Source organism: Arthrobacter woluwensis, assembly GCF_900105345.1.
GTDB lineage: Bacteria > Actinomycetota > Actinomycetes > Actinomycetales > Micrococcaceae > Arthrobacter_E > Arthrobacter_E woluwensis.
Genome location: NZ_FNSN01000003.1, coordinates 2,978,348 through 2,991,862 on the forward strand (window position 1 = coordinate 2,978,348; position 13,515 = coordinate 2,991,862).

At 69.8% G+C, this 13,515-nt stretch carries 12 protein-coding genes; 4 read left to right on the top strand and 8 right to left on the bottom strand.

Annotation, left to right across the window (positions count from 1 at the left end):
- Window positions 1–124 precede the first annotated feature (124 nt).
- Both BLV63_RS14135 and BLV63_RS19045 read left to right on the top strand, forming a co-directional pair.
- Window positions 125–331: a hypothetical protein gene (locus tag BLV63_RS14135; RefSeq protein WP_066216756.1), complete on the top strand. Its 207-nt coding sequence runs from the start codon at window positions 125–127 to the stop codon at window positions 329–331.
- Window positions 332–417: 86 nt separating this feature from the next.
- Window positions 418–552 (top strand): hypothetical protein, encoded by a 135-nt coding sequence (locus BLV63_RS19045; RefSeq protein WP_255218049.1) that lies wholly within the window; start codon window positions 418–420, stop codon window positions 550–552.
- A 38-nt stretch (window positions 553–590) separates the two neighbouring features.
- On the opposite strand, the gene paaK is transcribed toward BLV63_RS19045, so the two are convergent.
- Window positions 591–1,898 (bottom strand): phenylacetate--CoA ligase PaaK, encoded by a 1,308-nt coding sequence (gene paaK / locus BLV63_RS14140; protein ID WP_066216753.1) that lies wholly within the window; start codon window positions 1,896–1,898, stop codon window positions 591–593.
- 158 nt (window positions 1,899–2,056) lie between these two features.
- Entirely contained in the window at window positions 2,057–4,282 is a 2,226-nt protein-coding gene (locus tag BLV63_RS14145) for a heavy metal translocating P-type ATPase (RefSeq protein ID WP_066216750.1), read from the bottom strand.
- A 123-nt stretch (window positions 4,283–4,405) separates the two neighbouring features.
- Here BLV63_RS14145 and BLV63_RS14150 point away from each other — a divergent pair, with 123 nt between their 5' ends.
- On the top strand, window positions 4,406–5,011 hold the full coding sequence (locus BLV63_RS14150; protein ID WP_066216748.1) for a helix-turn-helix domain-containing protein: 606 nt from the start codon (window positions 4,406–4,408) through the stop codon (window positions 5,009–5,011).
- A gap of 169 nt (window positions 5,012–5,180) precedes the next feature.
- A complete protein-coding gene (locus BLV63_RS14155; protein WP_066216746.1) occupies window positions 5,181–6,083 on the top strand; it encodes an EamA family transporter in 903 nt (300 codons plus the stop codon).
- Window positions 6,084–6,105: 22 nt separating this feature from the next.
- Here the strand turns inward: BLV63_RS14155 and BLV63_RS14160 are convergent, their stop codons facing one another.
- From BLV63_RS14160 to BLV63_RS14185, 6 genes are all read right to left on the bottom strand, one after another.
- Window positions 6,106–6,621, bottom strand: coding sequence for a hypothetical protein (locus BLV63_RS14160; protein WP_066216743.1), 516 nt, complete (start codon window positions 6,619–6,621; stop codon window positions 6,106–6,108).
- 251 nt (window positions 6,622–6,872) lie between these two features.
- Window positions 6,873–8,732: an ABC-F family ATP-binding cassette domain-containing protein gene (locus BLV63_RS14165; protein WP_074784330.1), complete on the bottom strand. Its 1,860-nt coding sequence runs from the start codon at window positions 8,730–8,732 to the stop codon at window positions 6,873–6,875.
- 125 nt (window positions 8,733–8,857) lie between these two features.
- Window positions 8,858–9,790, bottom strand: coding sequence for a 4-(cytidine 5'-diphospho)-2-C-methyl-D-erythritol kinase (locus BLV63_RS14170; protein WP_066214617.1), 933 nt, complete (start codon window positions 9,788–9,790; stop codon window positions 8,858–8,860).
- A 2-nt stretch (window positions 9,791–9,792) separates the two neighbouring features.
- Window positions 9,793–10,686 (bottom strand): 16S rRNA (adenine(1518)-N(6)/adenine(1519)-N(6))-dimethyltransferase RsmA, encoded by an 894-nt coding sequence (rsmA, locus tag BLV63_RS14175; protein WP_066214614.1) that lies wholly within the window; start codon window positions 10,684–10,686, stop codon window positions 9,793–9,795.
- Between the two features lie 126 nt (window positions 10,687–10,812).
- Window positions 10,813–11,979, bottom strand: coding sequence for a resuscitation-promoting factor (locus BLV63_RS14180; RefSeq protein ID WP_066214612.1), 1,167 nt, complete (start codon window positions 11,977–11,979; stop codon window positions 10,813–10,815).
- A 309-nt stretch (window positions 11,980–12,288) separates the two neighbouring features.
- Window positions 12,289–13,239 (bottom strand): TatD family hydrolase, encoded by a 951-nt coding sequence (locus tag BLV63_RS14185; RefSeq protein ID WP_082724166.1) that lies wholly within the window; start codon window positions 13,237–13,239, stop codon window positions 12,289–12,291.
- Window positions 13,240–13,515: the final 276 nt, after the last annotated feature.

A 13,515-nucleotide genomic window follows, 5' to 3' on the forward strand; every position in this document is an offset into this window, starting at 1 on the left:
GCGCCGTTGACCTTGCAGTTTCTCGGGCTTCCGGGAACTCAGCCCCGAGAAACTGCAAGGTCGACCCCGGATTCCGGCCCCAAGGGGTGCCGCACCCCCGTGCACCGGTCGTAACATGGCGACTATGACCGCACCACGGAAGTTCAACTGGCTCGCCTATGTGGTGAGCATGGGGCTCTACGCTGCGTCGTGGGGACCGCTCGGCTTCGTCAACGGGTTCCTGCTCGCCTGCGCGGGCCTGGTAGTCGTCGTGGTGTGGCAGCGGTCCGTCCGCCGCCACACCCCGGACCTCGCCGTCGTCCCCGGGCTGACGTCGCCGCACCGCCGTTGACCTTGCACTTTCTCGGGGTTGCAGCACCCTGAGCCCCGAGAAAGTGCCATCTCAAACCGCTCCCGGTCGCGCCCTAGGATGAAGCCATGGCACGCGTCCGGAGCCTTTCCAGAGGCAGGACCGCCGACGTTGCGGGCCGGCTCGCAGCCCTGGGCGGGCTGGCCGGAGCAGGGACCATCGTGTCCGGGCTGCTGCTGTGGGCAGACGCCTGGGGCTTCTGAGCACGCGACGACGCCCGCCCGCGTCCCAGCCGCGCAAGCTACCTCTTCGGGCGGCTGTCGATGATCCGGCGCATCTTGCCGTTGGAACGTTCCATGCTGCCCGGGATCACGACGTCCACGGCGACCGTGACGCCGATCTTGCTCTTGACCAGCCGCTTCAGCGTCATCGCCGCAGCGTGCGCGGCCGCGACGGTGACGCCGTCGCGCTGTTCGACCCGCACGGTCAGCTCGTCCAGCATGCCCTGCCGCGAGAGGTGGCACTGGAAGTGCGGTGACAGCTCCGGGGTGTGGAGGATGAGCTCCTCGATCTGGGTGGGGAACAGGTTCACGCCGCGCAGGATGATCATGTCGTCCGTGCGGCCGGTGATCTTCTCGATCCGGCGCATGGTGCGCGCGGTGCCCGGCAGAAGCCGCGTCAGATCGCGGGTGCGGTACCGGATGATCGGCATGGCCTGCTTGGTCAGGGACGTGAACACCAGCTCGCCCTCCTGGCCTTCCGGCACCGGTTCCAGGGTGATGGGGTCGACGATCTCCGGGTAGAAGTGATCCTCCCAGACCGTCAGCCCGTCCTTCGTCTCGACGCACTCGCTGGCCACGCCCGGACCGATGACCTCGGACAGCCCGTAGATGTCCACGGCGTGCATGTCGAGGCGCTCCTCCATCTCGCGGCGCATGTCGTTGGTCCACGGCTCGGCGCCGAAGATGCCGACCTTGAGGGAGGTGGAGCGCGGGTCGACACCCTGACGTCCCATCTCCTCGATGACCGCGAGCATGTAGGACGGGGTGACCATGATGATGTCCGGCTTGAAGTCCTGGATGAGCTGGACCTGGCGCTCGGTCATGCCACCGGAGACGGGCACCACCGTGCAGCCCAGGTGCTCGGCGCCGGCGTGTGCGCCGAGGCCGCCCGTGAACAGGCCGTAGCCGTAGGCGTTGTGCAGCATGTCGCCCGGTCGTCCGCCGGCGGCCCGGATGCTGCGGGCCATGACCGTGGCCCACATGGCCAGGTCGTCTTTCGTGTAGCCGACCACGGTCGGGCGCCCGGTGGTCCCCGAGGAGGCATGAACCCGCGCCACCTGCTCGCGCGGCACGGCGAGCATGCCGAAGGGGTAGTTCTCCCGGAGGTCGGCCTTGCTGGTGAACGGGAAACGGGACAGATCCTCCAAGGAGGTCAGGTCTTCCGGGTGCACCCCGGCCTCATCGAACGCCTTCCGGTAGTGCGGGACGTTGTCGTAGGCGTGACGCAGCGTCCATTTCAAGCGGTCCAGCTGCAGCGCCCGCAGCTCGTCGACGGAAGCGGTCTCGATGGGGTCCAGCTCATCGGGACGCGGAGTCAGGTCCTGCATGCTTCACTCCTCCAGCTCAGGGGCGCGCAGTATTACTTACCGAACATTCGGTACTATAGCGTGTTCCACGTCACACCGGTAGGTCCGTCCACTCCCCCGGGAACGGCGAAGGACCCGCCCGGGCACCGGACGGGTCCTTCGCGGATGACGCGCGAGGGTCAGGACACGGCGCCCTTGAACCGCCGGAGCCGCAGACTGTTCCCCACCACGAACACACTGGAGAACGCCATGGCCGCCCCGGCGATCATCGGGTTCAGCAGCCCGAGCGCAGCCAGCGGGATCGCCGCCACGTTGTAGGCGAACGCCCAGAACAGGTTGACCTTGATGGTGCGCAGCGTCGCCCGCGAGAGCCGGATCGCGTCGACGGCTCCGAGCAGGTCCCCGCGCACCAGGGTGAGGTCGGACGCCTCGATGGCCGCGTCCGTCCCGGTCCCCATCGCCAGGCCCAGATCGGCGGCCGCGAGCGCCGCGGCGTCGTTGACCCCGTCACCGGCCATCGCCACCACGCGCCCTTCGGCCTGGAGCCCGCGCACCACGTCCACCTTGTCCTGCGGCAGGACCTCCGCGACCACCTGCTCGATCCCCACCTCGGCGGCGATGCGGCGTGCCACAGCCTCGTTGTCGCCGGTCAGCAGCACCGGCTCGAGGCCCAGACCCTTGAGGCGGCGGACAGCCTCGGCGCTGCTCGGCTTGAGCCGGTCGGCGACGGTCAGCACCGCTCGCACTTCACCGTCCCAGCCGACGACGACGGCGGTCCGCCCCTGCGCCTCGGCCTCGGCCTTGGCACGGCGCAGGTCCTCGGGCAGAGTCAGCCCCTCCGCGGCGAGGAACGCTTCGCGGCCCGCGAGGACGCCCACGCCCTCGACCGTTCCGCGGACGCCGAGCCCCTGCTCGTTCCGGAACCCGGAGACCCGCAGAAGCTCCCCGGTCTCCGCCTCGACCCCGCGCGCGATCGCTCGGGCGATCGGGTGCTCACTCGCGTGTTCCAGCGCTCCGGCCAGGCGCAGCGCGGTCAGGCGGCCCGCCGGATCCCCACCGACCGTCAGGACCTCGTCCAGTTCCATCGTGCCGGTCGTGACGGTGCCGGTCTTGTCGAGGACCACGGTGTCGACGCGGCGAGTGCTCTCCAGGACCTCCGGGCCCTTGATGAGGATGCCGAGCTGCGCGCCGCGCCCCGTGCCGACCAGGAGGGCGGTCGGCGTGGCGAGACCCAGGGCGCACGGGCACGCGATGATCAGGACGGCCACCGCGGCGGTGAAGGCCGCGGCGACGGGCTGGCCCAGCAGGAGCCAGGCGACGAGCGTGAGCAGCGCGATGCCGATGACCACCGGCACGAAGACCCCGGAGATCCGGTCCGCCAGCCGCTGGACCTCGGCTTTGCCGGACTGCGCATCCTCGACGAGCCGGGCCATCCGGGCGAGCTGGGTGTCGTTGCCGATGCGGGACGCCCGGACCACGATGCGACCCGAGGTGTTCACGGTGGCGCCGACCACGGCGTCGCCGGGTGCGACGTCCACGGGGACGGATTCGCCGGTGATCATCGAGGCGTCGACGGCCGAGACGCCGTCCACCACGCTGCCGTCGGTGGCGATCTTCTCGCCGGGCCGCACGACGAACTCATCCCCCACGCGGAGTTCCGCCACGGGGATCCGGCGCTCTCCGCCGTCGCGCAGGACGGTGACGTCCTTGGCGCCCAGTTCCAGGAGGGCCCGCAAGGCCGCGCCGGCCTGACGCTTCGACCGCTTCTCGAAGTACCGTCCGGCCAGGAGGAACATGGTCACCCCGGCGGCGACCTCCAGGTAGATGTTGCTGGCGCCGTCGCTGCGCTGGATGGCGAAGGAGAACTCGTGCCGCATCCCGAGCATGCCGGCGTGGCCGAGGAAGAGCGCATAAAGGGACCAGAGATAGGCCGCCAGGGTGCCGACCGAGACCAGGGTGTCCATGGTGGCCGCGCCGTGGCGGAGGTTGGTCCAGGCCGCCCGGTGGAACGGCCAGGCGCCCCAGAGGATGACCGGGGTCGCCAGGACCAGGGACACCCACTGCCAGCCGGTGAACTGGAACGCCGGGACCATCGACAGCACGATCACCGGGACCGCCAGCACGACGGAGGTCCAGAGGCGGCGGCGCAGGGAGTTCAGCTCCGAGTCGTCCTGCGGAGCCTCCTCCTCATGAACGGTGGCGCCGTAACCGGCCTGCTCCACCGCGCCGATGAGCAGCGCGACGTCGAAGCCTCCGGGCGCCGTGACGCGCGCCTTCTCGGTGGCGTAGTTGACCGTGGCCTCGACCCCGTCCACCTTGTTGAGCTTGCGCTCGATGCGGTTGGCGCAGGAGGCGCAGGTCATCCCGGTGATGTCGAGTTCGACCTCGGTGGCGGTGCTGCTCATGTGGTTCCCCTTTCACAACGATCATACCCCCTAGGGGTATCTGAAATTCAACATACCCCCTGGGGGTATGTAGTCGCAAGCATTCTCTTCTGCGGTGCACGATTCGTGCACTATGATGCACTCATGGATGAAGCGGCGGAATCACTGGCGCAGGCGATCGGCGCCCGGGTCCGGCAGGAGCGCAAAGCCCTGGCCTGGACCCTGGATCAGCTCGCCGATGCCGCGGGCGTGAGCCGCCGCATGGTCGTCAACGTGGAGCAGGGCTCCGTGAACCCCAGCGTCGGCACGCTGCTGCGGCTCAGTGACGCACTCGGCGTCGGACTCCCCGCGCTCGTCGAGCCGCCCGCGACCCGTGCGGCGAAGGTGACACGGCACGGCGACGGTGCGGTCCTCTGGACCGGGGCGGCCGGTGGCCGGGGTGTGCTGGTCGCGGGGACGCAGCCACCGGACGTGGTCGAGCTCTGGGACTGGACCCTGGCGCCCGGCGAACTGCACGTCAGCGAAGCGCACTCCGAGGGCACCCGCGAACTCCTGCAGGTGCAGGTGGGCGCGATCGTCGTGACGGTGGACGGGAAGAGCTACGAGCTCAGCACCGGCGACGCCCTCTCCTTCTTCGGCGACTCGGACCACTCCTACCGGAACCCGCACGCTGACCCCGCTCGGTTCCTTCTCACGGTCCACGAGCCCGGGGTCGGCACGCCCCGGACGCTCGACACGGAGCACGGCTGACGGCAGGCGCCACGGGTCCGCCTGGGGGGCCGCTCGACGGCGCCACGCCGGTGACGGCGACGGCCCACCGCAGGGGTGGACCCCGTGCTTCCGAACCCCCGGTTTCAGTACACCGCGCGCTCGTCCCCCTCTCGATTTCTCACTCAAACCACCCCACGAACGGAGCATCATGACCACCCGGAACGGCACCGTGCGGATCCCCGCCTGGTCCATGGCGATCGCCGCCATGCTCATGATCCAGATCTCGAACGCACTGTCGGTCGGGGTCATCGAGCACATCGGACCCGGTGGGACCGCCTGGCTGCGCATGTGTTTCGGCGCCGTCTTCCTGCTGCTCATCGCGCGGCCGTCCTTCCGCTCGATCACGCGTCGGGATGTCCCGAAGCTTCTGGCGCTGGGTGTCGTCACCGGGTTCATGACCACGTTCTTCCTCGCCGCCGTGGAACGGATCCCCCTGGGAACCGCCGTGGCGATCGAGTTCCTCGGCCCGCTCACCGTCGCCGGGCTGGCCGGCAAACAGCGCAAGGCGCTCCTCTGGCCCGTGATCGCGCTGCTCGGCGTCGTGCTGCTCACCGAGCCCTGGCACGGCGGCGTGGACCTGCTGGGTGTCGGGTTCGCCCTGCTGGCAGGGGCCTGCTGGGGGCTGTACAACGTGCTCACCCAACTGGTCGGCGACCGGTTCTCCGGCATCAGCGGCCTGGCGCTCACCATCCCGGTCGCCGCCGTCGCGACGAGCGCCGTCGGTCTTCCTCAAGTGCTCGACGGCGACCTGGACTGGGTGCTGCTCCTGGTGATCGCGGGGATCGCGCTCATCACGCCGGTCATCTCGTTCGGACTCGAGATGCTCGCGCTGCGCCGCATGAACCACACGGCGTTCGGCACGCTCCTGGCGATCGAGCCGGCGTTCGGCATCCTGATCGGCCTGCTCATCCTCAGCCAGACGCCCACGGTGATGCAGATGCTCGGGATCGCGCTCGTGGTGTTCGCCGGCGCGGCGGCTCAGCGCGGTGGCGGTCGGACGCTGGAAGACCCGGTGTCCGGGACGCCCGACCTGGCCGAACAGGAACGCTGAGCCTGCCCCGGACCGGCCCGGATCAGCCGAGGACCGCGGCGGACATGAGCGCCGTGGCCCCGCCCATGAGGAGGTACTGGCCACGCGCCGCGGGCTCGACGGTCCGTGCGACGCCCCACAGGGAACCGGCGACATGGCACAGCACCAGCACGACGGTCAGGACCCCCAGCATCCCTCCCGCGGACGCGTGGCCAGCATGCGCCGTCGCGGCCGGACTGCCGGGACCAGCAGCCGGGTGCATGAACGGCAAGAGCACGGCCATGACGATGAGTCCGAGGCTGTCGTGCAGGCGTGCGACGCATCCTGACCGTTCCCGCCGTCCGAGCGCCGACAGCGCGATGGCCGACAGCACGAGCGCCGGCACCCAGACCACGACGCTCAGCAGCCCTAGATACGCCACATCGACCATCGCGACGAGCATGAGGACACAGCCGGTCAGCCGCGGCAGGCGGAGACGGGAGCGCCAGCCGGGGTGCACTCCGACCGCGACGGCGGTGAGCACCACCGCGGCCAGGTGCAGCAGATCATGGAACGGCACGGCCCTCCCCGGAACTCGGCTCCGGCCCGTTTGCGGCCGGACGTGTGCCTCAGCGTAGGCACGGCCCCGGGGCCTCATCGCCGTCACGGACGACCTTTCTCACGCCCGGTCAACCCCGGCCCCGATCCGTTCCCTGAGGTCCAAGCCTGGTCTTTAAACGATCGACTGCTCCGTAGGATGTTGAAATCCCCCGAAAATCGAGGAAAACGGCGTCCTATGGAGCCGTCGATCGGAGGGTGGGGGGTGGGGCGTTACTCCCCCAGGACCTCGGCGGCCTCGAGCCACTCCATCTCCAGGGTCTCCTTCTCCTCGAGCACCTCGTTGAGCTGGGTGTTCAGCCCGCCGAGCGCGTCGAAGTCGCCCTTTTCGGAGGCCGTGGCCATCTGCGCGTGCAGCTTCTCCTGCTGCTGCGCGAGCTTGCCGAGCTGGCGTTCGATCCGGTTGATGTTCTTGCGCGCCTCGCGCTTCTCCGCCTCGCTGGCCCCCGACGACGGCGCGCCGCCGCCCTGGGCGCCCGCCGCGCCGGAGCCGCCGGCCGCCGTCGGGCCGCTCGCCTTCGCGGACGCACCGGCCAGTGCCGCCTCGCGCAGCTCCAGATATTGATCCACGCCCCGCGGAAGCCCGCGGAGCTTGCCGTCGCCCAGCAGCGCGATCTGGTGATCCGTCACGCGCTCCAGTAGGTACCGGTCGTGGCTGACGACCACGAGTGTGCCGGGCCAGCCGTCCAGGACGTCCTCCACCGCGGCGAGGGTGTCCGTGTCCAGGTCGTTCGTGGGCTCGTCGAGCATGAGCACATTGGGCTCCCCCACCAGGAGACGCAGGAGCTGGAGACGTCGCCGCTCGCCGCCGGAGAGGTCCCGGATCGGGGTCCACTGCCGGGCGTTCGTGAAGCCGAGCTGCTCGACGAGCTGCCCTGCCGTGAGGTCCTTGCCGCCCACGCTGAAGGACCGCTTCTCACGCTCGATCAGCTCGACCACGCGCAGATCGTCCACCTCGCGCAATTCGTGCACTTCCTGGCTCAGCACGGCCGGGACCACGGTCTTGCCGCGCTTGACCTTGCCGCTCGTGGGCGCGACCTCGCCGGAGAGCAGGCGCAGCAGCGTGGATTTGCCGGCGCCGTTCACGCCGACCAGACCCACTCGTTCGCCCGGCGCGAGGCGCAGGGTGATGTTGTCGAAGAGCGGCGCGCCGCTCCCGTCCCCGGCCTCGCCGGGGGCGGGACGGCGGTCCAGGGTGACGTGCTCCAGGTCGATGACGTCCTTGCCCAGGCGGGCCGTGGCCATCTTGTTCAGGGCCAGGGTGTCGCGGGGTGCAGGAACGTCCTCGATCAGGGCGTTGGCCGCCTCGATGCGGAACTTCGGCTTGGAGGTGCGCGCCGGGGCGCCACGGCGCAGCCAGGCGAGTTCTTTCTTCACGAGCTGCTGACGCTTGGCCTCCACGACGGAGGCCATCCGGTCACGCTCGGCCCGGGCCAGGACGTACGCCGCGTAACCGCCCTCGAAGGGGTCCACCACCCCGTCGTGGACCTCCCAGGTCTTGGTGCAGATCTCGTCCAGGAACCAACGGTCGTGGGTGACCACCAGGAACGCACCCTCGTTGGCGCGCCAGCGGTTCTTGAGATGGCGGGCCAGCCAGGCCACGCCCTCGACGTCGAGGTGGTTGGTGGGCTCGTCCAGCATGATGACGTCGTGGTCGCCGATCAGGAGCTTCGCCAGCGCGACACGGCGCTTCTGCCCACCGGAGAGGCTGTGGACGCTGGAATCCCAGTCCACGTCCCCCACCAGTCCGCCCATGATCTCGCGGATCTTCGGATCGGCGGCCCACTCGTGATCCGCCATGTCCCCCACGATCGCCTGGCCCACGGTGTGATCGCCGTCGAGCACATCCTGCTGGTCCAGGTAGCCGACGGTGAGGTCACGGCGCTGGGTCACCCGCCCGTCGTCGGGCTGGGCCCGTTGCGCCAGGAACCGCATGAGCGTGGACTTGCCGTCGCCGTTGCGGCCCACGATCCCGATCCGGTCACCGTCCTCCAGTCCCACCGTGACGCCGTCCAGGACGGTGCGGGTTCCGAAGGACACGGCGAGGTTCTCGCCGCCCAGAAGATGTGCCATGTGCTGCTTTCGTCGGTGTGTCCGGTTCAGAGGGCCGTGCCGCGCGGATCCGGAGGACCCGCCCTCACGGCGCGCTGAACCTGTCTATCGTAGGCGGATCGGCCGGAGTCCGCGCCGTGGCCCTCTCATGGATGCACGTAGGCGCCGGGCGACGGGGCCGTGAGCACGAAGGACACCAAGCCGCGGTGACTGAAGCCGTCCGCGAGCGCGCGGGCCGCCGTCGTGTCCTCGCAGAGGAACGCGACGGTGGGGCCGGAGCCTGACACGATCCCCGCGAGGGCGCCCAGGGACTCCCCCAGCCCGAGCACGTCGCGCAGCTCCGGGGCCAGGTCCAGGGCGGCGCGCTGGAGATCGTTGACCATGAGGGTGGACAGCACGTGGCTGTCCGGGGTGCGCAGAGCCGCCAGGATCGCGGCGTCCACGGAGTCCGGCTCCGGCGCGGCATAGCCTTCGGCCTCGCGGAGCGCGTCAAGACGGCGGAACACCTCGGGGGTGGAGAGGCCGAACGCGGCCGGGACCACCACCCAGTGGAGTTCGCCGTGCACCAGGGCCGTGGTGAGTTCATCGCCCACGCCCAGGCCCACCGCCGCGCCGCCGAGCAGGCAGAAGGGCACGTCCGCCCCGAGCCGGCTTCCCAAAGCGGCCAGCTCCTCCCGGCTCAGCCCGCACTCCCAGAGGGCGTTGCAGGCGACGAGGGCGGCGGCGGCGTCGGCGGATCCTCCCGCCATCCCACCCGCGACGGGGACCCTCTTCACGATCTCCAGACGCACGGCGGGTTCCAGCCCGCAGTGCGAGGCGAGGAGCGCGGCCGCGCGGTGAACGAGGTTCCGGCCGTCCAGAGGGATGGTCTCGGGATCCACGTCGAGCGTGCTGTCCGGTGAGAGGACCACCTGGATGCCCGGTTCGTCCAGCAAGGACGCCCGCACCTCTTCCCGCAGGGACACCGCGAGGAAGACGCTCGCCAGCGAGTGGTATCCGTCCTCCCGGAGCGGTCCGACGTGCAGGGAGACGTTGATCTTCCCCGGCGCGGAGGCCGTCACGGAGTTGCCGCGGCGCATCCTCAGGCCTCCAGGGGGATCCGGGCCTCGGCGATGCGAGTGAAGGCCCCGATGTCCAGGGTTTCGCCGCGGGCACTCGGATCGACACCGGCCAGGTGCAGGAGGCGCTCCGCCTCGGCGCCGTTCCCGGCCCAGCCGGACAGTGCGGCGCGGAGGGTCTTGCGGCGCTGTGCGAAGGCCGCGTCGATCACGGCGAAGACCTCTTCACGGCCGGCGCGGGACGTGGTCTCCTCCTCGTGACGTTCGAAGGCGACCAGCCCGGAGTGGATCTTGGGCGCCGGCCAGAAGACGTTCATCCCGATCACCCCGGCCTTGCGCATGGTGCCGTACCACGCCGCCTTGACCGACGGCACGCCGTAGATCTTGGAGCCCGGCCCGGCGGCGAGACGGTCCGCCACCTCGTCCTGCACCATGACGAGACCGTGGCGGATGGTCGGGAAGTGCTCCAGGAGGTGGAGCACCACCGGCACCGCGACGTTGTAGGGCAGATTGGCGACGACGGCGGTCGGCTGATGCGGCAGCTCGGTGACCTTGAGCGCGTCCTGGTTGATGAGGGTGAAGCGCTCGGCCGCGCCCGGCCGGAATTCCTCCACGGTGGTGGGCAGACGGCCCGCCAGCACCGGGTCGATCTCCACCGCCACCACACGGGCGGCGGCGTCGAGGAGCCCCAGGGTGAGGCTGCCGAGGCCCGGGCCGACCTCCAGCACGGTCTCCGACGGGTCCAGTTCGGCGGCGGCCACGATCCGGCGGATGGTGTTCCCGTCGATCACGAAGTTCTGCCCCAGGGTCTTGGTCGGCCGGACGCCGAGCTCCTCGGCCAGACGGCGGATGTCCGCGGCGCCCAGCAACGGGGTGGGGTTCGTCGCGGCGTCGGGGTTCTGGGCTGCATCACTCACCCGACAATCCTACCGACCCGGCGGTCACAGCCCACGGCGCCGTTCTTCACACACGACGACGGCGGCCGGTGACCTCCCCTCGGAGGTCACCGGCCGCCGTCGTTCAGCTGGTGAAAGGAGCGCCGCTTATCCGGCAGCCCAGGCGCAGCCCCAGGGGGACAGCCCGCGCTGGGCGTACACGCGGTTGGCGATGTCGATCTGCTGCTCGCGCGTGGCGAGGCTGGCGTTCGGGGCGTACGCGCCGCCACCGGCGCCGAGCCAGGTCCCGATGTCGAACTGCAGGCCGCCGTAGTACCCGTTACCGGTGTTGATGGACCAGTTGCCGGTCGACTCGCACTGGGCGATGCGGTCCCACATGCCGGCGTTCACCGCGGCCGGAGCCGCGGCGCCGGTGTTGGATCCACCGGAAGCAGCCGGGGCGGCGGGGGCCACGGGGGCCTCCTTGGTGCCGACGTCGACGCGCTCCGTCACGGGCTCGGCCGTGACCTTGCTGGTGACCAGGGTGCGGGTCGCTTCCTTGCCGTCGACGATCACGAGGCGGAAGGTCTTCTCGACCGAACCGGCCACGCCCTCGGTGGTGACCTTCTCCACGCCCTTGTCGAGCTTGGCGGAGTCGGTCTTCACCACGTCGAAGGGGATCTCTTCCTTCACGGTGGCCGTGCGGCTCTTGTCGATGTTGCTGACCTTGACGGTCATGTTCGCGGTCACCGGAGCGGTGGCCGGGAGGGCCGAGACGTCGTTCTTGCCGAGGACGACCTTGGCTTCCTTGAGCACGTCACCGACGGTGGCTGCGGTGGTGGTCAGCTTGCTGCCCTTGCCGCGGATGATCAGGTTGACGTTCTTGGGGGTGGAGATGGTGAGGCTGGTGCCCTTGACGTCCAGGTTGGCGTCGGCCGGCAGGGACACGCGGGAGGTGTCCTTCACGCCGAGTTCCTTCACCAGGCCGGCGACGGTGCTCTCGTGGGTGTCGACCTCACGCGCGGCGCCGTCCAGGACCACGGAAACCGACTTGGAGCGGTTGATCCGGACCTCGGTGCCGTCCTGCACGCCGCTGTTCAGGGCGGGAACGACCTTGTCCTTGTCGGCGATGTCGATGTTCGCGCTCTTCACGACCTGCTCGACGTTGCCGCCGAAGGTCTGGACGGAGCTGACACGGCCGTCGAGGTTGATTTTCACGGTCTTGTTGTTGACCACGAAGGCCAGGAGGCCTCCGACGAGGGCCAGGATCACCGCGAGCTGCACGCCCACCTTGACGGGACTGATCTTTCCGTCGGTTGCGAAGATTTTGTTCACTACTACCCAAACTACTGGTGCGTCCGGGCACGGGGAACGGGAGCCTCGCAAGGCAAGGCCTGATGGTCGCCCGGCGCCTCTCGGCACACGGGTGTCCATGGTTCACAACGAAGTGTCATTCGTCCGCAGGCCTTCCCCGACCCCGGCTATCTGTCATCCACTGTAACCGAAGCGTTATAAAACAGCCAAGCCCTGAATGCTGTCCGCGACACGCGGAGTCGCGCAGATCCCGGCCGTCAGGTACGGTACGCGCACGTCGCGCGGACGCGGCTTCAGAGTGTCAGCCCAGCTCAGCGGGCGGTTCGCGCCTCAATCCCAACTGCCGTACGCGGCTTCCGTGTTGCGCGCGACGTCGGCGCACAATTCATCGAGATCGGTCGCCAGCGACTCGGCCATGGAGCGCATCGTGTACGGGATCATGTAACTCGCGTTGGGCCGCCCGCGGTACGGATGAGGGGTCAGGAACGGCGAGTCGGTCTCCACCATGATCAGGTCACGGCGGGCCGTCCTGAGGGCCTCGCGCAGATGACCGTTCGCCTTGAAACCGACCGGCCCGGCGAACGACATGTACCAGCCGTGCTCGTTGCAGATGGCGGCGAGCTCCTCATCGCCGGAGAAGCAGTGGAAGACGACCCGCTCCGGCTGTTCCTCCTCGAGCAGGATCCGGACCACGTCGTCGTGCGCATCCCGGTCGTGGATCTGCAGCGTGAGGCCGAGCCGGCGCGCGATGTCGATGTGACGGCGGAAGGAGTAGTGCTGGATCGCCTGCTCCTCCTCGCCCTGAGTGCGGAAGTAGTCCAGACCGGTCTCGCCGATGCCCCGCACGCGGGGATGAGCCGCGAGATCCTCGATCTCCTGCAGCGCGTCCTCCAGCTCGCCGCGCGCGGCGTAGAGCGGGGCGTCGTTCGGGTGGATGGCCAGTGCGCCCAGCAGACGGCGGTCCTCGTCGAGCGCGCGGACCGTGAAGCGGGCCGACTCGAGATCACAGGCCACCTGCACGGCGGCCTTCACGCCCACCGCCTCCGCGGCGTCGAGGGCGTCCTTGACCGAGACCTCCACGAGGCCGTCCCGGAAGTTCAGGTGGGTGTGGTTGTCCATGACGGGGATCCGCAGCGGCTCCGGCGCCGGAGGGTATTCCAGCTTCCGCTTCCGGCCGGCCTCATCCTTGGCGGACCGCACCGAATCCGCGGGGCCGTCCTTCCCGTGGTCCGGAGCTTCCTCGGGGCGGCGGTAGGCGAACGGAGTCTCGGGAGCACACATGCGTCCAGCGTAGTACGCGCCCGCACGCGGAACTCGACGGGCCCCGCCTGCGACGTTCGCTCACTTCCCCATCGACTGCTCCACAGGATGCCGTTCCGGGCCGGAAACGGTGGAAAGCGGCATCGTACGGAGGGCCCACGGCGGCGAGGGGCCCCTGCCGAGGCACGAGGCTGGGGAGCCGCTGGGGACAGTCGACGGGTGGTGGGCCCCTGCCGTGACCCGCCACCCTATGACGGAGCGGCGGCGATGAGTAGGCTGTGAGGAAGTGAGCCACGT

What these genes read in the sequence shown, in the direction of transcription:
- BLV63_RS14135 (WP_066216756.1), top strand. Translation starts at nt 125, where the DNA reads ATGACCGCACCACGGAAGTTCAACTGGCTCGCCTATGTGGTGAGCATG.
- BLV63_RS19045 (WP_255218049.1), top strand. Translation starts at nt 418, where the DNA reads ATGGCACGCGTCCGGAGCCTTTCCAGAGGCAGGACCGCCGACGTTGCG.
- paaK (WP_066216753.1), bottom strand. Translation starts at nt 1,898, where the DNA reads ATGCAGGACCTGACTCCGCGTCCCGATGAGCTGGACCCCATCGAGACC.
- BLV63_RS14145 (WP_066216750.1), bottom strand. Translation starts at nt 4,282, where the DNA reads ATGAGCAGCACCGCCACCGAGGTCGAACTCGACATCACCGGGATGACC.
- BLV63_RS14150 (WP_066216748.1), top strand. Translation starts at nt 4,406, where the DNA reads ATGGATGAAGCGGCGGAATCACTGGCGCAGGCGATCGGCGCCCGGGTC.
- BLV63_RS14155 (WP_066216746.1), top strand. Translation starts at nt 5,181, where the DNA reads ATGACCACCCGGAACGGCACCGTGCGGATCCCCGCCTGGTCCATGGCG.
- BLV63_RS14165 (WP_074784330.1), bottom strand. Translation starts at nt 8,732, where the DNA reads ATGGCACATCTTCTGGGCGGCGAGAACCTCGCCGTGTCCTTCGGAACC.
- BLV63_RS14170 (WP_066214617.1), bottom strand. Translation starts at nt 9,790, where the DNA reads ATGCGCCGCGGCAACTCCGTGACGGCCTCCGCGCCGGGGAAGATCAAC.
- BLV63_RS14185 (WP_082724166.1), bottom strand. Translation starts at nt 13,239, where the DNA reads ATGTGTGCTCCCGAGACTCCGTTCGCCTACCGCCGCCCCGAGGAAGCT.